27 protein-coding genes, 2 tRNA genes and 2 rRNA genes are annotated in these 25879 nt (G+C 53.7%); 11 read left to right on the top strand and 20 right to left on the bottom strand.

The window, feature by feature from the left end; all coding sequences use genetic code 11:
• The 7 genes from hpxK to hpxU all read right to left on the bottom strand — a co-directional run bounded on the left by hpxK (nt 1) and on the right by hpxU (nt 6370).
• Nucleotides 1-1260 (bottom strand): allantoate amidohydrolase, encoded by a 1260-nt coding sequence (gene hpxK, locus F3J37_RS12160; protein ID WP_166933627.1) that lies wholly within the window; start codon nt 1258-1260, stop codon nt 1-3.
• A complete protein-coding gene (locus tag F3J37_RS12155) occupies nt 1257-2492 on the bottom strand; it encodes a pyridoxal-phosphate-dependent aminotransferase family protein (protein WP_097117565.1) in 1236 nt (411 codons plus the stop codon). The genes hpxK and F3J37_RS12155 overlap by 4 nt, the downstream gene beginning before the upstream one ends.
• Before the next feature lie 20 nt (nt 2493-2512).
• Nucleotides 2513-3244 carry an amino acid ABC transporter ATP-binding protein gene (locus tag F3J37_RS12150; RefSeq protein WP_034825388.1) on the bottom strand — a complete coding sequence of 244 codons (732 nt, stop codon included), beginning with the start codon at nt 3242-3244 and terminating at the stop codon, nt 2513-2515.
• Complete coding sequence (locus tag F3J37_RS12145; protein ID WP_058961561.1) at nt 3225-3881, bottom strand: amino acid ABC transporter permease; 657 nt, start codon at nt 3879-3881, stop codon at nt 3225-3227. The genes F3J37_RS12150 and F3J37_RS12145 overlap by 20 nt, the downstream gene beginning before the upstream one ends.
• Nucleotides 3878-4546 carry an amino acid ABC transporter permease gene (locus F3J37_RS12140; protein WP_166933625.1) on the bottom strand — a complete coding sequence of 223 codons (669 nt, stop codon included), beginning with the start codon at nt 4544-4546 and terminating at the stop codon, nt 3878-3880. Before F3J37_RS12140 ends, F3J37_RS12145 begins: the two co-directional genes overlap by 4 nt.
• A 4-nt stretch (nt 4547-4550) precedes the next feature.
• A complete protein-coding gene (locus F3J37_RS12135) occupies nt 4551-5336 on the bottom strand; it encodes a transporter substrate-binding domain-containing protein (RefSeq protein ID WP_058961562.1) in 786 nt (261 codons plus the stop codon).
• A 194-nt stretch (nt 5337-5530) separates the two neighbouring features.
• A complete protein-coding gene (gene hpxU / locus F3J37_RS12130; RefSeq protein WP_166933623.1) occupies nt 5531-6370 on the bottom strand; it encodes a MurR/RpiR family transcriptional regulator HpxU in 840 nt (279 codons plus the stop codon).
• Nucleotides 6371-6545: 175 nt separating this feature from the next.
• Between hpxU and F3J37_RS12125 the strand changes: the two genes are divergently transcribed.
• The 4 genes from F3J37_RS12125 to hpxZ are packed head-to-tail and all read left to right on the top strand — an operon-like array spanning nt 6546 to nt 10109.
• Nucleotides 6546-8132 (top strand): gamma-glutamyltransferase family protein, encoded by a 1587-nt coding sequence (locus F3J37_RS12125; RefSeq protein WP_166933622.1) that lies wholly within the window; start codon nt 6546-6548, stop codon nt 8130-8132.
• A gap of 11 nt (nt 8133-8143) precedes the next feature.
• The gene (gene hpxX / locus F3J37_RS12120) at nt 8144-8329 is read left to right on the top strand and encodes an oxalurate catabolism protein HpxX (RefSeq protein ID WP_034825399.1); all 186 of its coding nucleotides are present in this window, start codon (nt 8144-8146) and stop codon (nt 8327-8329) included.
• On the top strand, nt 8326-9723 hold the full coding sequence (locus tag F3J37_RS12115) for an AtzE family amidohydrolase (protein WP_166933620.1): 1398 nt from the start codon (nt 8326-8328) through the stop codon (nt 9721-9723). Before hpxX ends, F3J37_RS12115 begins: the two co-directional genes overlap by 4 nt.
• Nucleotides 9724-9725: 2 nt before the next feature.
• Nucleotides 9726-10109 (top strand): oxalurate catabolism protein HpxZ, encoded by a 384-nt coding sequence (hpxZ, locus tag F3J37_RS12110; protein ID WP_166933618.1) that lies wholly within the window; start codon nt 9726-9728, stop codon nt 10107-10109.
• Nucleotides 10110-10216: 107 nt separating this feature from the next.
• Here hpxZ and puuE read toward each other — a convergent pair whose 3' ends face one another.
• Genes puuE through F3J37_RS12095 form a run of 3 tightly spaced genes read right to left on the bottom strand, consistent with a single transcriptional unit; the run spans nt 10217 to nt 12661 of the window.
• Nucleotides 10217-11176: an allantoinase PuuE gene (gene puuE / locus F3J37_RS12105; protein WP_097117572.1), complete on the bottom strand. Its 960-nt coding sequence runs from the start codon at nt 11174-11176 to the stop codon at nt 10217-10219.
• Nucleotides 11177-11210: 34 nt separating this feature from the next.
• Nucleotides 11211-11942: an allantoin racemase gene (gene hpxA / locus F3J37_RS12100; protein ID WP_166933616.1), complete on the bottom strand. Its 732-nt coding sequence runs from the start codon at nt 11940-11942 to the stop codon at nt 11211-11213.
• Entirely contained in the window at nt 11939-12661 is a 723-nt protein-coding gene (locus F3J37_RS12095; protein ID WP_045813704.1) for a GntR family transcriptional regulator, read from the bottom strand. The genes hpxA and F3J37_RS12095 overlap by 4 nt, the downstream gene beginning before the upstream one ends.
• Nucleotides 12662-12806: 145 nt before the next feature.
• On the opposite strand from F3J37_RS12095, the gene F3J37_RS12090 reads away from it, so the two are divergent.
• Nucleotides 12807-14300, top strand: coding sequence for an NCS1 family nucleobase:cation symporter-1 (locus F3J37_RS12090; protein WP_034825407.1), 1494 nt, complete (start codon nt 12807-12809; stop codon nt 14298-14300).
• Nucleotides 14301-14379: 79 nt separating this feature from the next.
• On the opposite strand, the gene F3J37_RS12085 is transcribed toward F3J37_RS12090, so the two are convergent.
• The 3 genes from F3J37_RS12085 to dnaQ all read right to left on the bottom strand — a co-directional run bounded on the left by F3J37_RS12085 (nt 14380) and on the right by dnaQ (nt 15322).
• A tRNA-Asp gene (locus F3J37_RS12085) sits at nt 14380-14456 on the bottom strand.
• Complete coding sequence (locus F3J37_RS28370) at nt 14447-14575, bottom strand: hypothetical protein (protein ID WP_255464768.1); 129 nt, start codon at nt 14573-14575, stop codon at nt 14447-14449. Before F3J37_RS28370 ends, F3J37_RS12085 begins: the two co-directional genes overlap by 10 nt.
• A 15-nt stretch (nt 14576-14590) precedes the next feature.
• Nucleotides 14591-15322 carry a DNA polymerase III subunit epsilon gene (dnaQ, locus tag F3J37_RS12080; protein ID WP_034825408.1) on the bottom strand — a complete coding sequence of 244 codons (732 nt, stop codon included), beginning with the start codon at nt 15320-15322 and terminating at the stop codon, nt 14591-14593.
• Nucleotides 15323-15375: 53 nt separating this feature from the next.
• On the opposite strand from dnaQ, the gene rnhA reads away from it, so the two are divergent.
• Nucleotides 15376-15843 (top strand): ribonuclease HI, encoded by a 468-nt coding sequence (rnhA, locus tag F3J37_RS12075; RefSeq protein ID WP_034825410.1) that lies wholly within the window; start codon nt 15376-15378, stop codon nt 15841-15843.
• Here rnhA and F3J37_RS12070 read toward each other — a convergent pair.
• Nucleotides 15828-16562 (bottom strand): class I SAM-dependent methyltransferase, encoded by a 735-nt coding sequence (locus tag F3J37_RS12070; RefSeq protein WP_058961571.1) that lies wholly within the window; start codon nt 16560-16562, stop codon nt 15828-15830. The genes rnhA and F3J37_RS12070 overlap by 16 nt on opposite strands.
• Nucleotides 16563-16602: 40 nt before the next feature.
• Between F3J37_RS12070 and gloB the strand changes: the two genes are divergently transcribed.
• The 4 genes from gloB to F3J37_RS12050 all read left to right on the top strand — a co-directional run bounded on the left by gloB (nt 16603) and on the right by F3J37_RS12050 (nt 21128).
• Nucleotides 16603-17358, top strand: coding sequence for a hydroxyacylglutathione hydrolase (gene gloB / locus F3J37_RS12065; RefSeq protein WP_166933614.1), 756 nt, complete (start codon nt 16603-16605; stop codon nt 17356-17358).
• Nucleotides 17359-17429: 71 nt separating this feature from the next.
• A complete protein-coding gene (gene mltD / locus F3J37_RS12060) occupies nt 17430-18800 on the top strand; it encodes a murein transglycosylase D (RefSeq protein ID WP_034825415.1) in 1371 nt (456 codons plus the stop codon).
• A 305-nt stretch (nt 18801-19105) separates the two neighbouring features.
• A complete protein-coding gene (locus tag F3J37_RS12055) occupies nt 19106-20425 on the top strand; it encodes an MFS transporter (RefSeq protein ID WP_166933613.1) in 1320 nt (439 codons plus the stop codon).
• Nucleotides 20426-20432: 7 nt separating this feature from the next.
• Nucleotides 20433-21128, top strand: coding sequence for a cyclase family protein (locus tag F3J37_RS12050; RefSeq protein ID WP_166933611.1), 696 nt, complete (start codon nt 20433-20435; stop codon nt 21126-21128).
• On the opposite strand, the gene F3J37_RS12045 is transcribed toward F3J37_RS12050, so the two are convergent.
• Complete coding sequence (locus F3J37_RS12045) at nt 21125-21925, bottom strand: endonuclease/exonuclease/phosphatase family protein (RefSeq protein WP_034825421.1); 801 nt, start codon at nt 21923-21925, stop codon at nt 21125-21127. The genes F3J37_RS12050 and F3J37_RS12045 overlap by 4 nt on opposite strands.
• Nucleotides 21926-22073: 148 nt before the next feature.
• Nucleotides 22074-23252, bottom strand: a complete 1179-nt coding sequence (locus tag F3J37_RS12040; RefSeq protein WP_166933609.1) for an MFS transporter — start codon at nt 23250-23252, stop codon at nt 22074-22076.
• Between the two features lie 100 nt (nt 23253-23352).
• Here F3J37_RS12040 and yafC point away from each other — a divergent pair, with 100 nt between their 5' ends.
• On the top strand, nt 23353-24261 hold the full coding sequence (yafC, locus tag F3J37_RS12035; protein ID WP_166933607.1) for a DNA-binding transcriptional regulator YafC: 909 nt from the start codon (nt 23353-23355) through the stop codon (nt 24259-24261).
• 12 nt (nt 24262-24273) lie between these two features.
• Here the strand turns inward: yafC and dkgB are convergent, their stop codons facing one another.
• From dkgB to F3J37_RS12015, 4 genes are all read right to left on the bottom strand, one after another.
• Complete coding sequence (gene dkgB / locus F3J37_RS12030) at nt 24274-25077, bottom strand: 2,5-didehydrogluconate reductase DkgB (RefSeq protein ID WP_166933605.1); 804 nt, start codon at nt 25075-25077, stop codon at nt 24274-24276.
• 171 nt (nt 25078-25248) lie between these two features.
• A tRNA-Asp gene (locus F3J37_RS12025) sits at nt 25249-25325 on the bottom strand.
• A gap of 102 nt (nt 25326-25427) precedes the next feature.
• Nucleotides 25428-25543, bottom strand: a 5S ribosomal RNA gene (rrf, locus tag F3J37_RS12020).
• A 229-nt stretch (nt 25544-25772) separates the two neighbouring features.
• Nucleotides 25773-25879: ribosomal RNA gene (locus tag F3J37_RS12015) — 23S ribosomal RNA — on the bottom strand; the annotation flags it as partial.

Raw genomic sequence — 25879 nt, 5'->3', positions numbered from 1 at the left:
TTAAGCCTGTGCCAGATCGTTGACCGCTTGCAGATAAGCCTGCACGCCCAATGCCACATCGGCTACCTGCACGGACTCGGCTGGATGATGGCTAATACCGCGATAGTTGCGCACGAACAGCATACCCACTGGCCAGCGATCGGCGATCGCAATCGCGTCGTGCCCTGCGCCGCTTGGCAAAGAAACGCTGCGGCCCTGTACGGTTTCCACCGCATGGCTCAGCGCCTGTTGCAAACGTGCATCACAGGCGGTTGCCGCAATACGGTAATATTCGCTAGCGGTAAAAGTCAGTCCACGCCGCAAGGCAATCGCTTCGGCTTGTGTCAGCAGCGCGGACAACAGGCGCTCCAGCGGCTCATCCTGCGGCCCACGCACATCCAGTGAAAACTGCACTTCACCGGGGATAACATTCACGGCGCCCGGCAAACAGCTCAGGGTGCCGACCGTGGCCACCAGTTGTGGATCTTGCTCGGCAGTGGTGTGCTCAACAAACACCATCCACTCGGCGGCGGCGGCCAGTGCGTCTTTACGATGGGTCATCGGCACCGTGCCAGCGTGGCCCGCTTCACCGATAAAGCTGCAATTCAAACGACGCGCGCCGTTAATCGCGGTCACAACGCCAAGCGCCAAATCTTCCTGTTCCAGACACGGCCCTTGTTCAATGTGCAGTTCAAGGTAAGCCGCAATGTCGTTGACGTCGCGTGCTGCCTGCAAAATGTTGGCAGCGTCCAGACCGAGATCCTGCATCGCTTCCGCCACAGTTATACCGTTTCCATCCGGATGCGTGACCCAACTCTCGGGCCATGTGCCGGTAATACCCCGGCTGCCCAACAGCGTGATGCCAAAGCGCGTGCCCTCTTCATCGCCGAACCCGACAATCTCAATCGCCAGCGGTAAGCGCAGCTGACGATCGTGCAGCCACTGTACGGTTTCAATAGCACTCAGCACACCCAGCATGCCGTCATAGCGCCCGGCATTGCGCACCGTGTCCAGATGAGAGCCCAACAGCAGCGCCTGCGCGCCGGGTTCAGCAGACTCATAACGACCGCAGATATTGCCCACAGCATCTTGCCAGGTGGTCATGCCGGCCACCTGCATCCATTCTGCCACGCGGGCGTTGGCGCGGACCTGTTCAGGGGAGAGATAGACACGCGTCAGACCATCCTCACTTTCACTGATTTCAGCCAGGGCATCGCAGCGTGCCATGACGCGGGCAGCGGCGGACTGCGCCTCGCTGGCGGTCATCAGGCTTTTGCTCATGCGTGGCTCCCGTAATGATCCCACGCCGCCTGCATGGCCGCGCCTTGTGTCGAACGGTAACCCACATGGTTCAATACCGCTTCCAGCGCGCTCAGGGTTTGCATCACGCAATCTTTGCGCGCGTTGTAGCCCATGGTGCCGATGCGCCACACTTTGCCGTGTAGCGGGCCAAACGAGGTGCCGATCTCAATACCAAAATCTTCCAGCACCAATTTGCGCACCTGGTCGCCATTCACGCCCTGCGGGATCACCACGCCAAGCACGTTGTTCATCTTGTGCTTCAGGTCACCAAAGGTTTCGAGGCCCATGCCCTGAATACCTTTCAGCATCGCCTCGCCGTGCAACTTATGACGTGCAATGCCGTTATCCAGCCCTTCCTGCATCATCAAACGCGCGCACTCACGTGCACCAAACAGCGCGGTGGTGGCTTCGGTATGGTGGTTCAGACGTTCCGGCCCCCAGTAATCCATGATCATGCCGAGATCGAAATAGTTGGAGTAAATCATCTCCTCATCGCCATCCTGATGATCCGCAGTACGGATGCCCTCTTCCACACACTTACGTTTGCGGATCACCGCTTCCATCTGCGGGCTGAGGGTGATCGGAGAAGTACCCGACGGACCGCCAAGGCACTTCTGCATCCCGGCAGAGACCGCATCCAGTCCCCAGGCATCGGTTTCCAGCACGTTACCGCCCAGTGAAGCGGTGGCATCGGTATAGAACAGCACGCCATATTTCTGGCAGATGGCGCCGAGTTGTTCCAACGGCTGCAGCATGGTGGTGGAAGTATCACCCTGCACCGTCAGCAGCAGGCGCGGCTGCACTTTTTTGATCGCGTCTTCAATTTGATCGGGGGTGAACACTTCGCCCCACGGCACTTCAATAGTGTGCACTTCGGCGCGGCAGCGGCGGGCAATCTCACACAGCAGATGGCCAAAGCGGCCAAACACCGGCACCAGCACTTTGTCGCCCGGACGGATAGCCGAGAGCAGAATCGCTTCGATACCGGCGCGCGAGGTGCCGTCAATCAACATGGTCCAGCGGTTTTCGGTACGAAATACACCACGATACAGCGCCATCACTTCATTCATGTAGTGCGTCATCGCCGGATCGTACTGACCCAGCAGCTGGCTCGACATGGCGCGCAGGACACGCGGATCGGCGTTGATAGGACCAGGGCCCATCAGCAGGCGTTGTGGTGGATTAATTTGCGAAAACTGACTGATATCCATGTGCTATTCCTTTTGAAGACTTAAAGACGGACGGTGGAGATAAACTGTTTAAGCTCGGCGGTCTGCGGATTGGCAAACAGCGTTTTGCTGTCACCCTGCTCCCAGACACGGCCCTGATGCATAAACACCACGCGATCGCCCACATCACGGGCGAAGTTCATTTCATGTGTAACGAGGATCAAGGTCATGCCCTCGGCAGCCAGCTGTTCCAGCACCTTCAGCACTTCGCCCACCAGTTCAGGATCGAGCGCTGAGGTGATCTCGTCACAGAGTAATACTTTCGGCTGCATCGCCAGCGCACGGGCAATCGCCACGCGCTGCTGTTGTCCACCGGATAAATTGGCCGGGTAGTAGTTGATGCGTTCGCCGAGGCCGACTTTCTCCAGCATCTGCGTCGCCAGCTCGCGACATTCGGCTTCGCTTTTCTTCAGCACCCGGCGCGGCGCCAGCATCACGTTTTCCAGCGCGGTCATGTGCGGGAACAGGTTGAAGTTCTGGAACACCATGCCCACCGAGCGGCTGATTTCACGCGCCTGGGATTCACGGTCGGTGATCGTCATACCGCCGAGTTTGATGCTGCCTTCCTGGTAGCCCTCCAGTCCGTTCATGCAGCGCAGCAAGGTACTTTTGCCCGAGCCGCTGCGGCCGATGATCGAAATCACCTCGCCGTTGTCGATATCCAGATCGACACCTTTCAGGACGTGGTTGTCGCCGTAGTACTTCTGGACCTGATTAATGGTGATGAGCGGCATTGAATTTTTTCTCCAGGTACTGGCTGTAACGCGACAGCGGATAACACATCAGGAAGTAACCCAGCGCCACCAGGCCAAATACCTTAAAGGGCTGATACGTCACATTGTTCAAAATAGTGCCGGCTTTCGTCAGCTCGACGAAACCGATAATCGAGGCCAGCGCGGTGCCTTTAATCACCTGAACGGCAAAGCCTACGGTCGGCGCAATGGCGATGCGAATCGCCTGCGGTGCCACCACGCGAAACAGCGTTTGACCAAAAGTCAGTCCGAGGCAACGCGATGCTTCCCACTGGCCCTTCGGCAGCGCACGAATACTGCCGTGCCAGATATCCACCAAAAATGCGCTGGTGTAGAAAGTTAATGCCAGCGAAGCGGCGGTCCAGGGCGCCACATCAATGCCAAACAGCCCGACGCCAAAGAAGGCGAGGAACAGCTGCATCAACAACGGCGTGCCCTGAAACAGTTCGGTGTAGCAGCGAATCAGGCGCGTCAACCATGGGCGCTTCAGCAGGCGTAAAAACAGCAGCGGTAAGGTCACCAGCGTGCCGCCAAAAAAGGCCACCAGCGACAGTAAAATCGTCCAGCGCGCCGCCAGCAGCAGGTTGCGAAGGATGTCCCAGTCAGTAAAGGTTGTCATGCGGGCTGCGCTCCAAACCATTTACGCCCCATCGCCAGCAGCAGCTGTCGCATGGCAATCGACAACGCCAGGTAGATCAACGTGGTCACCAGATAGACTTCAAAACTCAAGAAAGTGCGTGACTGAATCAGATTGGCGGCGAAGGTCAGCTCTTCGTACGACACCTGCGACACCACCGATGAACCCAGCATCACAATGATGCATTGGCTGACTAGCGCCGGATAAATACGTTGCAGCGACGGCGGCAGAACCACGCGGATAAAAGTCTGCGTGCGGGTCAACCCCAGCACACGGCCCGCTTCCCACTGCCCTTTCGGCGTCACCTGAATCCCGGCGCGGATAATTTCAGTGCTGTACGCGCCAAGGTTAATCAACATCGCCAGCAGCGCTGCTTCGCCCGCCGTCAGTTTCAGACCAAGATTGGGCAAACCAAAGACGATAAAAAACAGCTGTACCACGAATGGCGTATTACGGATCAGTTCGACATAAACGCCCCAGATGCGACTCGCCCAGCTCGGTTTGCCACTGCGCAGTGCCGCGCCGAGAATCCCCAGGCTCACCCCGCCGACGGTGGCCAGCACCGTTATCTGAATCGTGACCCACAGCCCTGCCAGTAACTCTGGCCAGTGCGGCCAGAGATCTGCAAAATTGAGTTGCCCAATCATTGCGTTATGCGCCGAGGTTAGCTGGCAGTGGGGCTTTCAGCCACTCTTCTGACAGCTTGTTCAGCGTGCCGTCTTTAATGCCCTGCTCAATCAACACGTTCACTTTGTCTTTCAGCGCTGGCTCATCTTTCTTCAGGCCGATAAAGCACGGTGAATCTTTTAGCATGAACTGCGGCACCGGCGCTTTTTCTGCGTTCTGGCGCGCAATGGCAGCCACCACGAGGTTACCGGTCGCGACATACTGCACCTGACCTGACAGGTAAGCTGACAGCGTGGTGTTGTTATCTTCATAACGCTTCACCTGCGCATCTTTTGGCGCCACATCGCTCAACACCATGTCCTCCACTGCACCGCGCGTCACACCAATTGATTTGCCGCTCAATGCCGCCGCATCTTTCAGTGGCTCGCCTTTTGGACCAAATACGCCGAGGAAGAACGGCGCATAGGCACGGCTGAAATCGATCACTTTCTCGCGTTCGGCGTTTTTGCCCATGCTGGAGATCACCAGATCCACTTTATCGGTTTGCAGATAAGGCACGCGGTTGGCGCTGGAGACCGGGACGAGCTGCAACTTCAGTTTCATCTGCTTCGCCAGATACTTGGCCATGTCGATGTCATAGCCTTGTGGCTGTAAATCGGTACCGACTGAACCAAACGGCGGGAAGTCCTGCGGCACCGCAATGCGGATGACGCCACGCTTCTGAATGTCTTGTAGCTGATCGGCCATCGCACTGCCGACCTGAGCCATCAGCAATGCTGCGCCTGCGACTGCCAGTAAAACTTTTTTCATTATGCACCCCGGTGAGTTTATCGTGAAACAAAAGATTCTTGATAAAACGATTTGCAACTAATGTGCCAACCGCAGGGTGTGGGGCGCAAAGGGAAGAAAAACGAATAAACACGGAGTTTAAGGCGATAAAAACGGGCATTGCGCCCGTATTAAAATCCGATCAAAAAAGGTGCAAAGCACCAAAGTGGTGCCCACTATCGGTGTTCCAGTTCATCCAGTTGCTGATAAAGATCGGCAATTTGATGAATACGCTGACGGCCTTGCGACAGCATTTCATGCAGCAGTGCATTTGCCAGCAGGTTGATCAGACTCATCGCCGAGGCATAGCTATCAAAGGCGGAGACGCTATCGAGCGGCGCGCACAGCTGCCAGTGTGCCAGGGTGATAATGCCCTGTGCCTGCGGCTCGCACAGCGCCAGCACCGGGATGTTGCTCTGCTGTAGCTGCTGCATCAGCGGGCGGATGATGCGTGGACGGCGGCGGAAGGCCATCACGACCACAATATCTTCCGTTGTGATATCCACCAGCTCCTCGCCCAGCGTCTGGCCGGGTTGTGGTAACACATGTACCTGCGGACGCGCCTGCATCAGCTGCTGACGCAGGTGCAATGCCACCGGATAGGCGTTACGCATGCCGATAATAAACACCCGCTTTGCAGCACCCAGCGCCTGAATCACTTTGCCAAACTGCTGCGGGTCGATGCTGTTCACCCACTGCGTCAGGTTGGCCATCTCCTGCTTGTAATGACGCGACAGTAAGGTATTGCCCTGCACTGCATCGCGATTGTCGGTGAGGGGCATCCCGCTCTGACGCAGCGTACGCAGCTCATCACGCATGTCCTTGTATTTCTCATAGCCCAGACGTTTAAACAGGCGGCTGACTGTCGCCTTCGATACCCCGCTCAGCCGCGCCAGCTCGGCGCTGTTGTAGCTGATCAGGTCATCAAAATGGTCAAACACAAAATCGGCAATACGCTGCTCCTGCGGCGACAGTTGCGGATAGTGACTGCGAAGGCGTTCATCAAGCTGTTTCATCATTGGTCCTGTAACTTTCGTTTCATCACAAGCTAGCACAAATCGATCCACATTGATGTCCGACCAAAACTGGAACAGCTCTTGCTTTGATCACCTCACGGATTTGTAGGGGCTCCCATTACGGCGACCACTAACCCAATCCCCCTACAAAAGAATCAATGATGATGAGTTCACTATGATACAGAGCAACATGGCCCCGCTCGGTATGGCCGTCACCCCACATCATCTCGCCAGTGAAAGCGCACTGGCGGTTTTACGCGAAGGCGGCAACGCGATTGAAGCGATGGTAGCGGCAGCGGCCACTATCGCGGTTGTCTACCCGCACATGAACGGCTTGGGTGGCGATGGCTTTTGGTTAGTCGTGCCGCCCAATGGCGATCCTATCGCTATCGATGCCAGTGGCGCAGCAGGCTCACTCGCCCACCTCGACTTCTATCACGGCGAAAGCCATATTCCGCATCGCGGTCCTAAAGCAGCGCTCACCGTAGCAGGCACGGTGAGTGGCTGGCAGGAGGCGTTAACGCTAGCTGAAGAGCTAGGTTCTGCGCCGTTGCCGTTAGCCCGTTTGCTGCGTGACGCCATTCGCTATGCTGCCGATGGCATTCCTGTTACCGCATCGCAGGCTGCCGCCACTGCCGCAAAGCAACATGAATTGCTTGATCAACCCGGCTTCGCTGCGACCTTCTTGCCTGACGGCACCGTGCCTGGTGCCGGTAGCCGTTTTACCCAGCCCGCGCTTGCCAATACACTTAGCGTGTTGAGTGAACAGGGTCTGGAGAGTTTCTATCGCGGCGAACTGGCCCACCATCTGGCACGTGAAATGACCGCGCTGGGCATGCCGATCACCCTGGAAGATCTTCAGAAACAGCACGCGCGCCGCTGCACGCCGCTACATCTGGCACACAGCGAGGGCGACATCTGGAATATGACGCCACCGACGCAAGGTTTGGTATCGCTGGCCATTCTGGGCATCACCGACCGGTTGAACATGGCAGAGGCGGATGAGGCACAAACTGTGCACCGCATTGTTGAGGCCACCAAAAAAGCCTTTGCCTTGCGCGACGAACACATCACCGATCCGCGCCATATCGACTTCAATGTGCAAGACCTACTGAACGCCGATCATCTTGCCACACTGGCAACGCAAATTAATGACCAACAAGCCGCGCCGTGGGGAACCGGGCGAGGTCCTGGCGATACCGTATGGATGGGGGTGATGGACAGCAGCGGGCTGGCCGTTTCCTTTATCCAGAGCATTTATCACGAATTTGGCAGCGGCGTCGTGTTACCGGGTACAGGCATTACCTGGCAAAACCGCGGTGCAGCCTTTAGCCTGCAACCGGGCCATCTGCTGGCGCTGGAACCCGGTAAACAACCGTTCCATACCTTAAATCCAGCGGCTGCGCGCCTGAAAGATGGCCGCACGATGGTTTACGGATCAATGGGGGGCGATGGCCAACCACAAACGCAGGCGGCGATTTTTACCCGCCACGTGATTCAGGGACAGCCACTACAACAGGCGGTCAGTGCACCGCGCTGGTTGCTGGGGCGAACCTGGGGACAATCCTCTGACTCTCTCAAACTCGAAGCGCGCATGTCAGCAGAAACGGTGCAGCAGTTGCGCGAACTCGGCCATGACGTTGAGCTGTTGCCTGATTTCAGCGAAGTCGTCGGCCACGCTGGCGCCATCGTCAGACACAATAACGGCATGCTGGAAGGTGCCTTCGATCCACGTAGCAACGGCAGCGCAGCCGGCTTTTAAAGGAAACCATCATGCATTCGCAACCGGACTGGGCGGCTTATATCGCTCAAATGGAACAGATTCTGGCTCTGGAGCTGGACGAAGCACGTCGCGCTGAATTGCTGGTGCAGTTCAATCGCATCGCCGCCATGGCTGAACCGCTCATGGCTTTCCCGCTGGATGACCGGCTGGAAGTGGCAGGAGTGTTTCATCCATGAAACTGGCATCGTTATCCATCAAAGCGCTCAATCATGCGCTGAATCAAGGTGATATTAGCGCCCGTGAAGTGGCGCAACAGACGTTGAACGCCATTGAAGAGCACAATCCTGCACTCAATGCGTGGACCGAAGTCACCGGTCAGCGTATGTTGCGCGAGGCGGATCAGGTCGATTTGCAACGCCAGCGCGGTGAAGTATTGCCTGTGCTGGCGGGTATTCCTTATGCGGTTAAAAACCTGTTTGATGTCGCCGGTCACAGCACCCTTGCTGGTGCCAGCTTATTCAGTGAACGTGCAGCGGCCCGCGAAGATGCGTGGGCGGTGAGTCGACTGCGTCAGTCCGGTGCACTGCTCTCCGGCATGCTGAATATGGATGCCTACGCTTACGGCTTTACCACCGAAAACACCCATTATGGCCCGACCCATAATCCACGCGATTTGAGCCGCGTGGCCGGTGGTTCCTCAGGCGGCTCGGCGGCGGCTGTCGCGTCAGGCTTAGTGCACTTCTCACTGGGCACCGATACCAATGGTTCGATCCGCGTGCCGGCCTCGTTGTGCGGTATCTATGGACTCAAACCGACCTTTGGTCGCTTATCGCGCAGTGGCAGCCATCCTTTTGTCGCCAGCCTCGATCATATCGGTCCGTTTGCTCGCTCGGTAGAAGATTTGAGTCTGGTGTACGATGCGCTGCAAGGTCACGATGCCAGCGATGCTTTCCAGGCTGCGCAGGCGAAGGAACCGGCCAGTGACGGATTAGTAAAAGGCGCAGAAGGCATACGTAGCGCAGTGTTGGGTGGTTTCTTTTCGACCTGGTGCAGCGAAGAAGCGCGTGCCGCCGTGCAAGTGGTGGCACAAGCGCTGGATGCCAGCGAAGCCGTCACGTTAGCCAACGCGGAAATTGCCCGTTCAGCGGCCTTTATCCTCACCGCCTCAGAAGGCGGCAATCACTATCTGCCCGCTTTGCGCAATATGCCCGAGCAATTCGAACCGAACTCTCGCGAGCGTCTGCTGGCCGGAGCGATGCTGCCTTCCGCGTGGTATGTGCAGGCGCAGCGCTTCCGCCGTCATTTCCAACAGCAGGTGTTACCGCTGTTTGAACAATTCGATGTCCTGATTGCGCCGGCGACCCCTTGCACCGCGACCACCATTGGGCAAGAGACGATTCATATTAACGGCCAGGATTTGCCGACGCGCGCCAGTATGGGCATGTTAACGCAGCCAATTTCCTTCCTCGGCTTGCCGGTCTGTACCGTGCCTTTGCAAACTGCCAGCGGATTACCGATTGGCTTACAGTTAATCGCAGCACCGTTTAAAGAACATCTTGCACTGCGCGCCGCCTGGGCACTGCAGCAGCAAGGGTTGACCCTGCCACAAACTACCCTGATGGATGCGTAACCATGACACCTGAACATATTGATCGTCCTGCTGTGCTGGCTGAGGTGACCGCTGCGTTTTATCGCTATGAAGAAGCGCTGATCAGCAACAATGTTGATGTGCTGGATGAATTGTTTTGGCACGACGATCGCACCGTGCGTTTGGGCGCAGGGGAAAATCTGTATGGCATTGATGAGATCCGTGCATTTCGCGCTGCCCGTCCATCGAAGGGATTGGCGCGCACGCTACGTAATACGGTGATCACCACCTTTGGAGATGACTACGCGGTGTGCAGTACTGAGTTTACGCGTGAAGGCGTGGAGAAGATGGGTCGCCAGCAGCAAACATGGGTGCGCATGCCTTATGGGTGGCGGATTGTCGCGGCGCAGGTGAGTTTAATGAGCTAGCGGGGTAAACCGGCGCTCGTCAGTAAGACTTAACTCGCGTGGTCAGGGCCGGTACGACAGTTCATGTCGTACCGGCCAAATGTGTCGGCGCGGAGTATCGCTGGTCGTTAAACAGCAGGAGCCGGGTGCGTCTCCATCCAGTGATCAGCGATTTGCTGGCGCGTACAAACCCACACATTCTCATGCTGCTGGATATGGTCAAGGAAACGCTGCAAGGCACGGAATTTGCCCGGGCGGCCCAGCAGTCGACAGTGCATGCCAATCGACATCATCTTCGGCGCGGTGTCGCCCTCTTCATACAACACATCAAAGGTGTCACGCAGATAGACAAAGAACTGCTCGGCGGTATTAAAACCCTGTGGCGAGGCGAAGCGCATATCGTTACATTCCAGCGTATAAGGAATGATCAGATGCGGTTTCACCGTGCCATCCTGGCACGTCACCTGCGTCCAGAACGGAAGATCGTCGCCGTAATAATCACTGTCATAACTGAAGCCACCGTTCTCCACCACTAAGCGGCGCGTATTCGGGCTGTCGCGGCCGGTGTACCAGCCGGTGGGTGCTTTACCAAACAAATCGCGCAGCACATCCACCGCCTGCTGCATATGCTGGCGTTCAGTTTTAGCATCCATCGACTGATAATGGATCCAGCGCCAGCCATGGCTGACTACGTCGTAATCCGCGACTTTGATGGCGTCCACAATCTCCGGATGACGCGCCAGCGCCATCGCCACGCCGAAAACCGTTAATGGCAATCCGCGCTTCTGGAACTCGTTGTGAATGCGCCAAAAGCCTGCGCGCGAACCGTATTCATAGAGAGAATCCATCGACATATGGCGGTCGGCGTAACTGGCGGCGCCAATGATATCGGACAGGAATTGTTCAGATCCTGCATCGCCGTGCAGCACATTGTTTTCTGCGCCTTCCTCGTAATTGAGGACAAACTGCACCGCCACTTTGGCGTTGCCCGGCCACTGCGCGTGCGGCGGATGGTTAGCATAACCAATCAGGTCACGCGGGTAGTTTTTGTTGAAGCTGTACTCTTTCTTTTCAGATACATCACTCATTCTGTAAATTCCTTAGTCAGTCCTCAACCAGCACTTAGTTTAGGTGCTGAAATGCGCCGCTGAGCGGTTTTTCAATCGGGTAATCTAAATCGCCATGTTTGCTGGTACCCAAGCCCAGCGCCACCAGTGATTCCACCATTTTTACCGCCGCGCTTACGCCATCAATCACCGGCAGACCCAGCTCTTTAGTCAGCTCCTGTGCCAGTGAGGCCATTCCGCCACAGCCCAGCACAATCGCGCCGCTGCCATCTTCGCGTTTTGCCTGAATACAGTGCTGGCGCACTTTTTCCTGCGCCACGCCGCTGCCATCTTCCAGCGCCAGCACCGGGAGATCGATAGCGTGCAACGCCGCACAATGATGGGTAAAGCCATACTGCTGCAGCAGATGGCGGGCAATCACCAGGGTGCGCGGTAGCGTGGTGACAATTGAAAAGCGCGTCGCCACCAGCGTTGCCGTGTGCATGGCGGCTTCCGCAATACCAATCACCGGACCGTTGGCCAGTTCTCGCGCGGCCAGTAAACCCGGATCGCCGAAGCAGGCAATGATGTGGCCACTCACGCCCTGTGCTTTGCCGAGCCTGACCTGTTCCAGTACGCCGATCGCCGCAATCGCTTCATCGAAATGCCCTTCAATCGATGGCACGCCCTGGCTTGGACACACCGCCAGAATTTCAGTTCCTGGTGCCGCTACCGCACGTGCGGCTGCACCGATGGTTTCTGTCATCGCCAGGCTGGTATTGGGGTTGATCACCTGAATCAGGCTCATGATGCGGCTCCATTGTGACCGGAAAATAACCGGGTGAAGTCGGGTAAGGTTTCGCCGCTGCGCTCAAAATGCAGGCTGGCCACGATGTGTTCGAAGTGATGCTGCAGTGCGGCGGTAAGCGCCGGCAGATCTTTCTGCCGCAACAGATCCACCAGCCGATCGTGATGATCGCAACGACACCCGCGCTGCCAGGGCGCACCATAGGCGGCAATCACTAATGATGAGCGCTGTGTCAGGCGCGTCACCATATCCGTCAGTACCTGATTACCGGAAATCGCCTGTAGCTGAATATGAAAAGCCGCAGAGAGCCGAATTGCCGCCGCACCATCGTGCTGTTCGTGAGCCTGCTGCTCTTCCTCAATGAGTGTGCTCAGGGCTGCAAGGTGTGGTGGCTGAACGTGAGCCAGCACCGCGGGCAAATTGGCGCACTCGAGTAAGCTGCGTGTGGCAAAGATATCGCGCGCCTCGTCAACGCCCGGCGTGGCCACTTGTGCACCACGCCTGGGCGACAAGGTGATCATTTGCACCGCCGCGAGGCGTTGTAGCACCTTGCGAATGCCGGTTCGGCTCACACCAAAGACTTCTGATAGCGCCTCTTCTGGCAATTTGCTGCCCGGCGGCAGCTGATGTTCAACAATGGCAGTGAGTAATGCCTGATAGATGGGTTCGTCGCGATCATTCAGATCGGCAGCCGTTTTCTGGCCTGTTTCGCTCTTCATTACCTGCTCCGGTAAGTGTCTGTGCACAGCACATCGTATACGTGAAATTAATTTTTTGTATACAAGAAATCAATTCTGGCCTGGATCCTGCAATACCGTTTCACGCTGTGATTATTTTTCCCATGTTGTTAGAGGAGCAGGTTTCATGCCAAATCATTCTGAAGTGACCTCCGGGGTGGCCTCTGGCGCCAACGCCCACTACAGTCCACGCCTGTGTAATGAAGATCTGGCGCCCACGCGCGACCAGAACTGGTCGTGGTATAACATTTTCTCTTTCTGGATGTCGGATGTGCACAGCATGGGTGGCTATGTGGTCGCCGCCAGCTTCTTTACGTTGGGACTGGCGAGCTGGCAGGTGCTGCTTTGTCTGCTGGTAGGTATCTGCATCGTACAGCTGTGTGCCAACCTCGTCGCCAAACCGAGCCAGATGGCGGGCGTGCCTTACGCGGTGATTTCACGTCAGGCATTCGGCGTGTTTGGTGCCAATATCCCCGCGGTGATTCGCGGCCTGATCGCTTTCGCCTGGTATGGCATTCAAACCTATTTAGCGGCTAATGCGCTGATGCTGGTACTGCTGAAGTTCTTCCCTTCATTAAGCGGGATGACGCAAAGCAGCTGGCTGGGGTTATCTCAACTGGGCTGGTGCTGCTTCGGCGTGATGTGGTTCCTGCAGGCCATGGTGTTCTGGCACGGCATGAGCGCGATTAAACGCTTTATCGATGTGGCGGGTCCGGCTGTCTACGTGGTGATGGTGGCGCTGGCGGGCTGGATTGTATACAAAACCGGCTTTGACGGTATCTCCTTTACGCTGGCCAGCAAGCAGTTAAGCACTGGTGAGCAAACCTGGCAGATGATCACCGCCACCGCATTAGTGGTCTCTTACTTCTCTGGCCCATTACTCAACTTTGGTGACTTCTCTCGCTACGGTAAAAGCATGGGGGAAATCCGCCGGGGGAACCGCTGGGGCCTGCCGTTTAACTTCCTGCTGTTCTCGATTGTCACCGTGGTGATCGTGTCAGGTACCCAATCGCTGTTCGGCCGCATGATTACCGATCCCATTGAGACCGTGAGCATGGTTGGCAATGATGTCGCCGTCGCGATTGGTTTACTCACCATGATTATCGCCACTATCGGCATCAACATCGTGGCGAACTTTGTTTCCCCGGCTTTCGACTTCTCAAATTGCTCACCGCAGAAAATCAGTTTCCGTACCGGTGGAATGATTGCCGCAGTGGGTTCTGTTCTGCTGACGCCATGGAATCTGTTCCAGTCACCGGAGTTGATTCATTACACGCTGGATGTGCTGGGCTCCTTTATCGGCCCGCTGTTTGGCATTTTGGTGGCCGATTTCTATCTGATTAAGCGCAGCAAGGTTTACGTGGACGACCTGTTTGATGACACACCAAAAGGACGCTACTGGTATCGCGGTGGCTTTAACCCGAAAGCGATTGCCGCACTGCTGCCGTCGGTAGGTATTTGCCTGGTGATCAGCTTTATTCCGTCACTGCATGCCGTGGCAAACTTCAGCTGGTTTATTGGTGTGGCATTAGGTGCAGGTTGCTATCGCTGGCTGGCTCGCGCCGATCGTGAAGTCTCAGTGGGCACCTATCGTCAGGAAGTGGCGGTGCAGAAGGATTGATCTGATGATCAGGTTGGCGCCGATGCCAGCCTGAAAAAGCAAAAAGCCGATGCATTTCTGCATCGGCTTCTTTAATGATTGGCGGAACGGACGGGGCTCGAACCCGCGACCCCCTGCGTGACAGGCAGGTATTCTAACCAACTGAACTACCGCTCCGCGCTTTGTTCCCCGTCGAGAACGAGGCGAATATTAATGGCAGCCTTATGAACCGTCAATGCTTTTTCTGAGGGAATGAATCGTTTGCCGATTTTTTCAGCTTTACGTTGCTTTTCCACGCAAAATCAGCCCATTCAGGCCCGCCACAGGCAGCTTCCGCCCTTCTTCAACACTAAATCCAGACGGCTTTCATGTGCGATAATCTCATCATCGCTGGCGTTGACCACGCGTAATCCTGAACTCGGACGCACGATGCGCTGAATGTTATCGCCGGTATTTTGGCTGCTCTGATCGCCTTCCGCCGAGAAAGCCAGCGAAGTTTGGCCGCCCGTCATCATCAGGAACACTTCAGCCAGAATTTCGGCATCGAGCAATGCGCCGTGCAGCGTACGTTTGCTGTTGTCGATTTCGTAGCGATTACACAGTGCATCGAGGCTATTGCGCTTGCCTGGATACATTTTACGCGCCATCGCCAGGCTATCTGTCACCTGACAGAAGGTGTCGGTTTTGCCGATACCGCGCTTAAGCATGCCAAACTCATAATCCATAAAGCCGATATCGAACGACGCGTTATGGATCACCAGCTCTGCACCACGGATGTATTCGAGGAATTCATCGGCGATGTCTGCAAACATCGGCTTATCGGCAAGAAACTCATCGGCAATACCGTGAACGCCGAAAGCTTCCGGATCCACCAGCCGATCGGGCTTGAGATACATATGGAAGTTGTTGCCGGTCAGGCGACGGTTAATCACCTCAACCGCACCGATTTCAATGATGCGATGTCCTTCATAGTGCACACCGATCATGTTCATGCCGGTGGTTTCGGTATCGAGGACGATCTGGCGGTTATTTGCAGTGCTCATAGGACTCGTTTTATGTCAGACTTGGCGTTTTGTCAGAAGGAAGTCTACCAGAGATGCGCAAACAGGTAGAAATATTCACCGATGGATCCTGCCTGGGCAATCCCGGCCCCGGCGGTTACGGTGCCATTTTACGTTATGGCCCACATGAAAAAGAGTTCAGCGCCGGTTATCGACTCACGACAAACAACCGCATGGAAATGATGGCGGCGATTGTGGCGTTAGAGGCGCTAACGCAGCCCTGCGAAGTGGTGCTCAGCACCGACAGTCAGTATGTGCGCCAGGGCATCACCAGTTGGATCCATAACTGGAAAAAGCGCGGCTGGAAAACGGCCGATAAAAAGCCGGTGAAAAATGTCGATCTCTGGAAGCGACTCGATCTCGCGCTCAGCCACCATGAAATTAAGTGGGAATGGGTAAAAGGTCACGCCGGTCATCCGGAAAACGAGCGCTGCGACGAACTGGCACGCAGCGCAGCCGGTCATCCGACGCAGGATGATGTCGGCTATCAGGTCGAATCCTGATCCTTCACTTCACGAAATTGCCGGGTGGCATTCACCGTTTGTCTGACCTGCGCTTTGTTTAAGCTCTTCTTCGCTTTGGTGGGCGTTAATGGGAATGTTCGTTTGCGTGCCACCACAATGTTCAGACATCCCAGCGCGGGCAGGTGCGCACTGATCACTTTGCCGCCCTGCCGATGCCACGGCACCACTTGAAAACGGGTGCGATAGACCACTTCATAGTTGAGCAGGCTGAGCCAGTCGAGCAAGCGTACCTGGCTGAACATGCGTCCGCTCCATGGCGCACGGGCGTGCAAACCCGGGATACCTTTGCTGATCCCCAGCAAGCTGAACGGGTTGAACCCGCTGATAATCATCCAACCATCGTCAATCAGGACGCGATCCACTTCTCGTAACACGCGATGGGGATCCTGACTCCATGCCAGGGTATGCGCCATCAAACAAGCATCAATCGATTTCGCTTCAAAAGGTAATTGCGTGGTATTGGCGATCACCTGCAAGTCATCGCCCTCAATGCCCACATTTACCTGATGCGATATGGCACACTGACGGGTATTGATTTCTGCGCTGAGGCTGCCAAGTTTAAGCATATGAAAGCCATACAGCTTTCCAAGGTAAGGCTGCAACTGCTGCGTGAGTGCATCGCGAAAATAATCGCCCCATGGCATATCGCGCCAGGAGCGCGGCGCAGTCAGAACCTGGCGTGTTTTCGCTGGCTTCATGCTCTACCATTATCCTTTTTCTACGACCTGAGAGGTGTTTATGAATCTTACCAGTATTCCCGCGTTGCAGGATAACTACATCTGGACACTGACGGACGATGATAAAAACTGTCTGATCGTCGATCCCGGCGAGGCTCAACCGGTGCTGGATAAAATCAGAGTCAACAAGTGGCAACCGGTGGCCATTTTACTCACGCATCATCATCACGATCATGTCGGCGGTGTCGCCGAATTATTGCAACACTATCCCGATATCGCGGTTTACGGACCAGAGGAAACCGCGGATAAGGGGGCAAAACATATCGTCGCCGAGAATGATGAATTTACCCTGCTTGGGCTAGATTTCCGTGTCATCGCAACACCCGGACACACTTTAGGACATATCTCATATTTCAGTTCACCTTATCTTTTCTGTGGTGACACGATGTTTTCTGGCGGCTGTGGAAGATTATTTGAAGGCACAGCAGAACAAATGTTTGATTCATTTCAAAAGCTTAATGAACTCCCCGCAGATACCCTGATTTGTTGCGCTCATGAGTACACTTTATCCAATATGAAGTTTGCTGCGGCTATTCTGCCTCATGACCCGAAAATTTTGGCAAGGTATCAGCAAATTAAGGACTTACGTGCAGAAAATCGCATTACTTTGCCAACAAAACTGGCACTTGAGCGGGATATAAATTTATTTCTCCGTACGCAAGATGCTGATTTACAAAAGGCTTTGGGGACTAATGTTGCTTCCTCCCCGTTATGGCAAACTTTCGCTGATCTACGCGAGAAGAAAGACCGTTTTTGATATTTAAGGTTGTGTTGTGTGTACCCCTAACGTATAGTTGCTCGTCTTTTAAGCGAACTATTGACACACACATGAAGGCTAAAGCGATCTTACTCGCCTCGGTCTTGCTGGTAGGATGTCAGGCATCAAGGAATGACGCCAATATCCCCGTACAGCATGCACAGAGCCTGTCTTCAGCTGGTCAAGGTGAAAATGGAAAGTACGGAGATCAATTATTATCGCAGCGCTGGCAGGATGATGGAACAAGCCTCGCAGAAGATACCGATCTCTGGAATCACATTAGTGACGAGTTGAAGATGGGGATTCCGGAAAACCCCCGGATCCGCGAACAAAAAACAAAGTTTTTAAAAAATAAGAGCTATCTCCACGATGTAACATTACGGGCAGAGCCGTACATGTACTGGATTGTCGAGCAGATACAGAAACGTAAAATGCCGATGGAACTGGTACTGCTACCCATAGTGGAGAGCGCTTTTGACCCACATGCAACATCTTCTGCGAATGCCGCTGGCATCTGGCAGATTGTTGCACAAACGGGCAAAAACTATGGTTTGAAACAGAACCAATGGTATGACGGACGCCGCGATGTGGTGGCCTCGACCAAAGTTGCGCTGGATATGATGCAGCGTCTGAACGGTATGTTTGACGGTGACTGGTTGTTAACAGTGGCCGCCTATAACAGCGGTGAAGGACGCGTGCTGAAAGCGATAAAACAGAATAAGGCGCGCGGCAAGCCGACTGATTTCTGGCACTTATCGTTACCACGCGAAACCACGGTCTATGTACCTAAGATGTTGGCCTTGAGTGAAATCCTCAAGAACAACAAGCAGTACGGTATCAAATTGCCGACCCCGAACGAAAGCCGTGCTTTAGCACGTGTGGAAGTGGGACAGCAGATTGAACTGACGCAGGCTGCAGATATGGCCGGCATGTCGCTCAACAAATTGAAGAGCTTCAATGCGGGTTATAAAAACGGCACCACTGCGCCAAACGGACCGCACTATATTATGGTGCCTAAGTCCAACGTTGCTAAGCTGCGCAATTCACTGGCATCCGGTGACATTGCATCCGTGCAGCCTGTTGAAATGGCGAAAGTCAGTGCAGCAGGAAACAACTACACGGTACGTAAAGGCGACACCTTGTCAGCAATTGCTAACAAGCTTGGCGTCAGCGTCAGTGCACTGAAACAGCAGAACAACTTGCGTAGTGCTTCAGTACGCATCGGTCAGAAATTGACGGTGGGCGGCAAAGCAACGCAGTTGGCTGATAACGGCAACAGCATCACCTACCGTGTTCGTAAGGGTGATTCTTTTGCCAGTATTGCAAAACGTCATGGTGTGAACACCCAGGATGTTATGCGCTGGAACAGTGACGCTAAAGACATTCAGCCGGGCGATAAGCTCACGCTGTTTGTGAAGAATAGCGCAACACCTGATACCTAATGCGTCGAAAAGGCTGACTTTTGTCAGCCTTTTTCATTTTTATTACCTCAACGAGGTCGTGGCAACCTGTTATCTTTCTCCTCTCTCCTCATTCCCCTTCTGAAGACTTTTATCCCGATTAAAAACCCTTAGACGTGATGTTGGTCAAATATCCACCCGGAGCAACTTGTATGGTAGAAGCCAACCGATAGTGTTAACGAAAGGCGCCGCATTCGTAATTTAAATGTTACATGGCGTGCATTCACTCTATCGCTGAACCGTGAGTTCAGTGATTCGATAAACCATCGGTAGGATAAGGGTTGAGAATGAGCGATAGCCTTAACGAACAGCTTAAGGAAGCAGATAATGCTTCAGGGCAGCAAACGAACACGACAACACCACGCTGGTTACCACGTGCCCATCCTTTATCATGGGCCATGCTGGTCATCACGACACTTGCTATCTTGATGAACTCGATAGACCGTATCATCTTACCCACCCTATTGCCGGCAATAATGAAGGATTTCAATCTTAGTGAAGTGCAGGCTGGGTGGATTAACTCGCTAAGCTTCTTCGGTACGTTGTCCGGTGCGGTGCTATTTGGCCTGCTTTCCGATTATATCGGTAGCGGTTATCGCCGCTGCTATAGCTGGTGCCTGGCAGTTTTGTTGGAGATCATATCTGGTGTTGCTACAGCATTTTGCAAATCGCTGGGGGCATTTCAGGCGCTGCGTGTTTTTATGGGGATGGGTACCGGCGGCTCAGAGCCCATTAATGTGGCATTGCTTGGCGAGTGGTGGCAAAAAGAAAATCGAGGTTTCGCCATTGGCGTACATCACACCGGTTTTCCGCTTGGGCAATTCATTGGTCCGATTTTAATTGCTGCAATTTTAATGTTTGGTGATTGGCGCCATGCATTTCTGTTTATCCCTTTGATCGGATTAATCATCGTGGTATTGCAGTTGATTATAGGAACCAAAAAAAATCATCAACGCGTCTTTAACTGGATCGACGAACACAAACTGACTCGCCCGCTCGAAGCCAAACCGCAGAAATCCAGCCTGAAAAATTCCTTTAGCTGCCTTAAAAACCGTAATTGCCTGATGGCGATTGCACTGGTCTTTGGTTTTATCTGGGCTGAAATGGGGATTGCAAACTTCTTAACCCTTCAACTCACACGTGAGGTCGGTTTGGACCTATCCACCGCCGCCATCATTTCGGGTGCTTCGGGCATCACTGGCTGGATTGGTCAGATCGTTTGGGGCAGTTTTTCGGATAAACGCGGGCGTAAGACATCTCTGACGATCATTATCGCGGGCTGGATCCTTGCCTGTTCGCTCTGCATTTTTATTCATTCTGCCGCACTTGCCTGGGGAATCCTGATTTTTTGGGGGCTGTTCCGCAATTCGCCCTATCCTGTTGCGTATGCGCTGCTGATTGATTCTTCACCTCATGCAGCAGCTTCGAGCCTTGGATTGATGATTGGTTTGGCGGTGGGTATCGCTGGCATTCTGGTCGCCCCTGTTAGCGGCTGGATTATTCATACGTGGGGTTTCAGCGTGCACTATGCCGTAATCGTCGGGATGCTGCTGCTTTCTTGCATTCCCCTTGCCCTGCTCAAAGAAACGGTAAATGTGAATAAGTGAGGATGACATGACAGCTCTCTGGAAACAGATTCGCAGCAGCAAAATAATAGAACTTAGTCATTTACATCAAACCAGCATGCCCGTATGGCCGACACACCCGAAATTTATCCGTGCGGATAATGAAACTTATTCAACCGGCGATGGAAATTATAACTGCCAGATAATCATGGGGGATCATTGCGGGACCCATGTCGATGCTCCTTCACACTTTATTGAAGGCGGCAAGACAATCGAAGAGATTGATGTATGCCAGTTAATGGGCCGGGGCCTGCTGCTGGATATGCGACATATTGCGCCCTGCCACACTTTTGGTGTTAAGGATATTCAACTTTGGGAAAGGGACTTTGGCGCAATTGAGGCTGATGACATCGTCATTTTTCGCACAGGCTGGCATGAAAAATGGGCTCTTAAACCCGATCACAGCGCATTTCTGCAGGATTGGCCGGGGCTTTCTGCGGAAGGTGCTGCTTATCTGATTGCAAAAGGTGTAAAGGTAATTGGCACCGATGCCCTCTCGCTCGATGCCTTTGGCAATGCAGAAAATCCCGCGCATTTAGCTGTACTGGGTAACGATAATCTTATTATCGAAAATCTGGCTAACTTAGAGATGTTGCCTGCGCATTTTTGCTTTCTTGCACTACCACTTCGAATTGAGCGCGGGTCAGCCTCGCCGGTGCGGGCGATTGCGTTCATTGAGACTTAGCGGGCAAGCGCTGTTGGCGTGAACTCGACTAACAGTGGATTGTGATCAGAAGCGCGCGTGACCAGCACAGAAGCCTCGCTAACTTTCATATCACGGTAGAAGACAAAATCTAACGGACGGCCAAACGCTTTACGCCGATGGTCATCCGTGAAATTCACTTCGTGTAATGCCATCTCTTCGGCAAAGCGATACAGCGCGTTCATGCGCTGACGGCTCCAGGCATTGAAATCGCCGGCCATGATCACCGGTCCGCGATGATGTTGAATCTGTTCGCCAATCGGACCAAGTTGCTTGCTGTAGACATCCACGCCAAGGCTGAAATTCACCGCGTGGATATTGACCACCATCAGCATTTCGCCGGTCGGCAGTGGATAGGCCGTCACCAGCGCCGACTTAGCCAGGCGTAACAAAGGTTCGCGTTCACGCAGTGGACAGCAATACACAGGATGCGCAGAAGCGAGCGTCATCACGCCAGAGGGATGTTGGGGTAAGACGAAGGCAGGTACCTGATCGGCCGCCAGATAGTTACTGGTGGCGAATTTGACCAACTCAGGGGTGGTTTGTGCTTCCTGAAGTAAAACAAGGTGAGCATCTTTGCCGAAACCCTGCAGTACGGACATCCAATCAGCCCGCTGCTGCTTGAAGATATTCCAGACTAAAACCCGCAATGCAGGATCCGCAGGTAACGGTGCACCAGGCGGCAGCGCCTGTCCCAGATGCAACATCGCCCCGGGCGGAAATATCCGCTCTGCAGGCTGACCCGCTGTGTAACGCATTGCATATGTTTTCTTTCGCACTTTCCCGCCTGGCTGATTTACGACTACAACTTCACCTGACAGTTATAGGGATTTTAGGACAGGGTTTCAATTGGCGTTGTTAATTGTCGGAATTAGCTTCACAGCATATTACGGTAACAACCCGCCCTTTAGCGGGTTGTTGACCTCATTATTCCGTGGCAAATGCAGTACGGGGTTTGTCGAGCTGACCGCTCAGTCTTACCAGCAATAGCGCGATAAAAACAATGACAGCACCAACCCAGGGGGTTTGAGCCAGACCATAGTGTTCGACAATATGACCACCAACCAATGACCCTAGTGCAATCCCGATGTTAAACGCCGCGATATTCAGTCCTGACGCCACATCAACTGCACCAGGCGCATAGGACTCAGCCTTCTGCACCACATAGACCTGCAGGCCCGGTACGTTAGCGAAGGCAAAAATCCCCATCACTAGCACCGTTGCCAGCGCCATAAAGTGTGTATTAGCCGTAAACTGGAATATCAACAGCAATACCGCCAATGCGCTAAAGATTAGCGTTAATGCGGGTACAGCCCCGTGACGATCGGCCAACTTGCCACCCCAGATATTACCAATGGCTACAGAGATACCATACCCCAGCAGAATGACACTGACCGCTGTCGGGGAAAAACCGGCTAATGACTGCATCATCGGCGCCAGGAAAGTAAAGGCAGTAAACACACCGCCGTAGCCCAACGCGGTAATAGCATAGATTAATAGCAGGCGTGGGTTCACCATGACGCGCGCTTGCTGTGCCAAAGTGGTAACAGGTGGCTGCGCAACATTACGCGGTATCAGTACCATGCTGCTGACTAAAGCAATGACACCTAACAAGGAAACTGCGAGGAAACTTTCACGCCACCCAAAGTGCTGACCAATCAGCGTACCCAAGGGTACACCAGTCACCAATGCTACCGTCAGACCGCCAAACATAATGGCGATGGCACTTGCTGCCTTCTCTTTGCTTACCAGACTTGTCGCAATCGTCGAACCGACCGAGAAGAAAACACCGTGTGCCAATCCCGTTAGCAATCGAGCAATCACCAATGTCTCATAGTTCGGTGCCAACCAGGCGACCAGGTTGCCCAACGTAAAGAGCACCATCAGCCCTATCAGCAGTGGCTTGCGCGGCACTTTGCCGGTTAAAGCGGTCAGCACTGGCGCCCCCACGGCGACACCAAGGGCATAAATTGACACCAGCATTCCTGCGGAAGGCAACGTGATGTTAAGTTGTTCCGCAATCGTAGGAATAAGACCGACGATAACGAATTCTGTGGTTCCGATAGCGAAGGCGCTGATAGTCAGCGCCCAGAGTGCAAGTGGCATGATTGACTCCCATGAATGTTTTGATGGGCGTCATTATCGACTCATGCTTTAATGACAAAAAGATGCAAAGTGAGAATAGACTTTTGCCTCGGGGAGCATAATGAAAGCATCGTCGGATGAGTTGAAAGTTTTTATTGCTGTGGTCGAAAGCGGTAGTTTTAGCCGTGCGGCGGAACAACTGCAGATGGCGAATTCGGCGGTGAGCCGTACAGTTAAAAAGCTGGAGAATAAACTTGGAGTGGCATTACTCACGCGCACCACGCGTCAGCTCGCGCTCACTCAGGAAGGTGAGGACTACTTTAAACGCGTTCAGAAACTTATGCAGGAGATGTCGACCGCTGAAAATGAGCTCATGGAACGTCAGCAAGCTCCGCAAGGTCTTCTGCGCATAGACGCTGCCACGCCGGTCATTCTGCATTTGATTCTGCCGATGATTAAACCCTTCCGTGAGCGCTACCCCGACGTCACCCTGTCGCTGATTTCGTCTGAGAGTTTTATTAATCTGATTGAACGTAAAGTCGATGTGGCTATTCGCGCAGGCAACCTGACGGACTCAACCTTACGAGCACGTTTGCTGTTTATCAGCTATCGCAAATTGGTAGCAACTCCGGCTTATCTGGCGAAAAGGGGCGTCCCCATTTCGACATCAGATTTGATAAATCATGAATGCCTTGGTTTCGTAGAACCGCTGCGCCTGAACCGTTGGCCTGTTTCTGAGAATGGTCATGATCTTTATGACATCGTGCCGGGAATGTCCTCAAACAGCGGTGAAACCATTAAACAACTGTGTCTTGATGATCAAGGTATCGCTTGTCTCTCCGATTACATGGTAGACAGCGAAATCGCGGATGGAACATTTATTGAGGTGTTGCCGCAGCAGCGAGTACCCGTAGCGATGCCGTTCAACGCGGTCTATTACAGCGATCTGGGCGTTAGCCAACGAGCACGTGCTTTTATCGACTTTCTCAGTGAGTGGGTTAAGCAACAGCCCTGGCGAATGCAGGGCTGAATATTTCGTAACTTAATCCCAGTCCGGAGCCAACCCTTCAGGGCTAACCAACCGCTGCTGGCGATCCAGTGATGAGATGCTTTTCATATCCTCCACATCAAGCGTTAAGTTAGCAGCATCCATATTGCTGGCCAGATTATCGCGCTTAGTCGAAGAAGGGATCACGCTGAAGCCAGATTGCATCGCCCACGCCAGAACGATTTGTGCCGGTGTCGCCTGATGTTTGCGTGCAATCGCCTGGATGGTCGCATCCTTTAGTGCCTCACCGTAAGCCAAAGTCATGTAAGACGTGATGTGCATTCCTTGCTGCTTAGCAAATGCAACTACCTCGCTGTTTTGCAGGAAGGGATGGAGTTCAATCTGGTTGGTGGCGATATTTTCAATGCCAACTGCGGCAATGGCCTCTCTCATGAGCGCAATCGGGAAGTTTGATATGCCAATCTGGCGCGTCAGGCCCGCCTCTTTCGCTGCCATTAATGCCTGCATACTCTCTTTGACCGGGACTGCTGCGCCAGGTGAAGGCCAGTGAATCAATGTAAGATCAACATACTCGGTGCGCAGTTTTGACAGACTTTGCTGCAAACTCGGTATGAGTTTTTCAGCAGTGAGATTTTCGATCCAAATCTTGGTGGTAATAAAGAGTTGGTGACGATCTATTCCACTTTCAAAAATGGCCTGACCAACAGCAGCCTCATTTTCATAGATTTGCGCGGTGTCAATGGCACGATAACCCAGTTCCAGTGCTGTCTTTACGGAATGAATTACAACATCGTCTTGCAGGCGGAAAGTACCTAAACCAAGGGCAGGGATTGTCATGTTTTTCCTCATCGTTTTGTGAATGATTTCGATGGGGAACATTGTGGCAGCATTATTATTGCTGAAAAATCCGCTTATAAGCAGAAGAATATTGCGATTAAATCAACAATTGAACTTGAATTTTAGACATGAAAAAGCCCTGACTTATTAAGTCAGGGCTTATCAATTAAGTGGCGGAACGGACGGGGCTCGAACCCGCGACCCCCTGCGTGACAGGCAGGTATTCTAACCAACTGAACTACCGCTCCACCGATTCTGTACCAAAATCAGAAAACCGTTCTGACTTCGGGTGTTTCGCCCTTTCAGTGTCACCTGAAAGGTCACGACTCACGAATGAGTCTTAAATTGATGCCTGGCAGTTCCCTACTCTCGCATGGGGAGGCCCCACACTACCATCGGCGCTACGGCGTTTCACTTCTGAGTTCGGCATGGGGTCAGGTGGGACCACCGCGCTACAGCCGCCAGGCAAATTCCTGTGCTCTGTCCTGTGTCTTTTGTGCTGATGCTGCGTTGCTCTCCCTCGCGTAACTCAGTCACATACCTCAGTATGCTCCTTCGTTCCGTCTCGGTCGGCGCCTTGACTCAGCGCAAAATCCTTCGGACTTAACTCCGCAGGACATCGCTAATTCTTTTATCCGGATGAACAAAGCTGAAAATCTACTTCTGCGTCTCTCAAAAAACGCCTCTGGCGTTGTAAGGTTAAGCCTCACGGGTCATTAGTACCGGTTAGCTCAATGCATCGCTGCACTTACACATCCGGCCTATCAACGTCGTCGTCTTCAACGTCCCTTCAGGACTCTCA

It is taken from the genome of Candidatus Pantoea communis, from assembly GCF_011752685.1.
In the GTDB taxonomy this organism is placed as follows: Bacteria; Pseudomonadota; Gammaproteobacteria; order Enterobacterales; family Enterobacteriaceae; genus Pantoea; species Pantoea communis.
This window is presented reverse-complemented; position numbering and strand designations above follow the sequence as displayed.

Bases quoted from the DNA above. Each gene is read 5' to 3' on its own strand.
- hpxZ (WP_166933618.1), top strand. From the start codon at position 9,726: ATGACACCTGAACATATTGATCGTCCTGCTGTGCTGGCTGAGGTGACC.
- F3J37_RS12115 (WP_166933620.1), top strand. From the start codon at position 8,326: ATGAAACTGGCATCGTTATCCATCAAAGCGCTCAATCATGCGCTGAAT.
- F3J37_RS12070 (WP_058961571.1), bottom strand. From the start codon at position 16,562: ATGAAGCCAGCGAAAACACGCCAGGTTCTGACTGCGCCGCGCTCCTGG.
- F3J37_RS12125 (WP_166933622.1), top strand. From the start codon at position 6,546: ATGATACAGAGCAACATGGCCCCGCTCGGTATGGCCGTCACCCCACAT.
- F3J37_RS12140 (WP_166933625.1), bottom strand. From the start codon at position 4,546: ATGATTGGGCAACTCAATTTTGCAGATCTCTGGCCGCACTGGCCAGAG.
- hpxU (WP_166933623.1), bottom strand. From the start codon at position 6,370: ATGAAACAGCTTGATGAACGCCTTCGCAGTCACTATCCGCAACTGTCG.
- hpxX (WP_034825399.1), top strand. From the start codon at position 8,144: ATGCATTCGCAACCGGACTGGGCGGCTTATATCGCTCAAATGGAACAG.
- puuE (WP_097117572.1), bottom strand. From the start codon at position 11,176: ATGAGTGATGTATCTGAAAAGAAAGAGTACAGCTTCAACAAAAACTAC.
- dkgB (WP_166933605.1), bottom strand. From the start codon at position 25,077: ATGACAATCCCTGCCCTTGGTTTAGGTACTTTCCGCCTGCAAGACGAT.
- yafC (WP_166933607.1), top strand. From the start codon at position 23,353: ATGAAAGCATCGTCGGATGAGTTGAAAGTTTTTATTGCTGTGGTCGAA.
- dnaQ (WP_034825408.1), bottom strand. From the start codon at position 15,322: ATGAGCACTGCAAATAACCGCCAGATCGTCCTCGATACCGAAACCACC.
- F3J37_RS12150 (WP_034825388.1), bottom strand. From the start codon at position 3,244: ATGCCGCTCATCACCATTAATCAGGTCCAGAAGTACTACGGCGACAAC.
- hpxK (WP_166933627.1), bottom strand. From the start codon at position 1,260: ATGAGCAAAAGCCTGATGACCGCCAGCGAGGCGCAGTCCGCCGCTGCC.
- F3J37_RS12050 (WP_166933611.1), top strand. From the start codon at position 20,433: ATGACAGCTCTCTGGAAACAGATTCGCAGCAGCAAAATAATAGAACTT.
- rnhA (WP_034825410.1), top strand. From the start codon at position 15,376: ATGCGCAAACAGGTAGAAATATTCACCGATGGATCCTGCCTGGGCAAT.
- gloB (WP_166933614.1), top strand. From the start codon at position 16,603: ATGAATCTTACCAGTATTCCCGCGTTGCAGGATAACTACATCTGGACA.
- F3J37_RS12090 (WP_034825407.1), top strand. From the start codon at position 12,807: ATGCCAAATCATTCTGAAGTGACCTCCGGGGTGGCCTCTGGCGCCAAC.
- F3J37_RS12135 (WP_058961562.1), bottom strand. From the start codon at position 5,336: ATGAAAAAAGTTTTACTGGCAGTCGCAGGCGCAGCATTGCTGATGGCT.
- F3J37_RS12040 (WP_166933609.1), bottom strand. From the start codon at position 23,252: ATGCCACTTGCACTCTGGGCGCTGACTATCAGCGCCTTCGCTATCGGA.
- F3J37_RS12095 (WP_045813704.1), bottom strand. From the start codon at position 12,661: ATGAAGAGCGAAACAGGCCAGAAAACGGCTGCCGATCTGAATGATCGC.
- F3J37_RS12155 (WP_097117565.1), bottom strand. From the start codon at position 2,492: ATGGATATCAGTCAGTTTTCGCAAATTAATCCACCACAACGCCTGCTG.
- hpxA (WP_166933616.1), bottom strand. From the start codon at position 11,942: ATGAGCCTGATTCAGGTGATCAACCCCAATACCAGCCTGGCGATGACA.
- mltD (WP_034825415.1), top strand. From the start codon at position 17,430: ATGAAGGCTAAAGCGATCTTACTCGCCTCGGTCTTGCTGGTAGGATGT.
- F3J37_RS12055 (WP_166933613.1), top strand. From the start codon at position 19,106: ATGAGCGATAGCCTTAACGAACAGCTTAAGGAAGCAGATAATGCTTCA.
- F3J37_RS12145 (WP_058961561.1), bottom strand. From the start codon at position 3,881: ATGACAACCTTTACTGACTGGGACATCCTTCGCAACCTGCTGCTGGCG.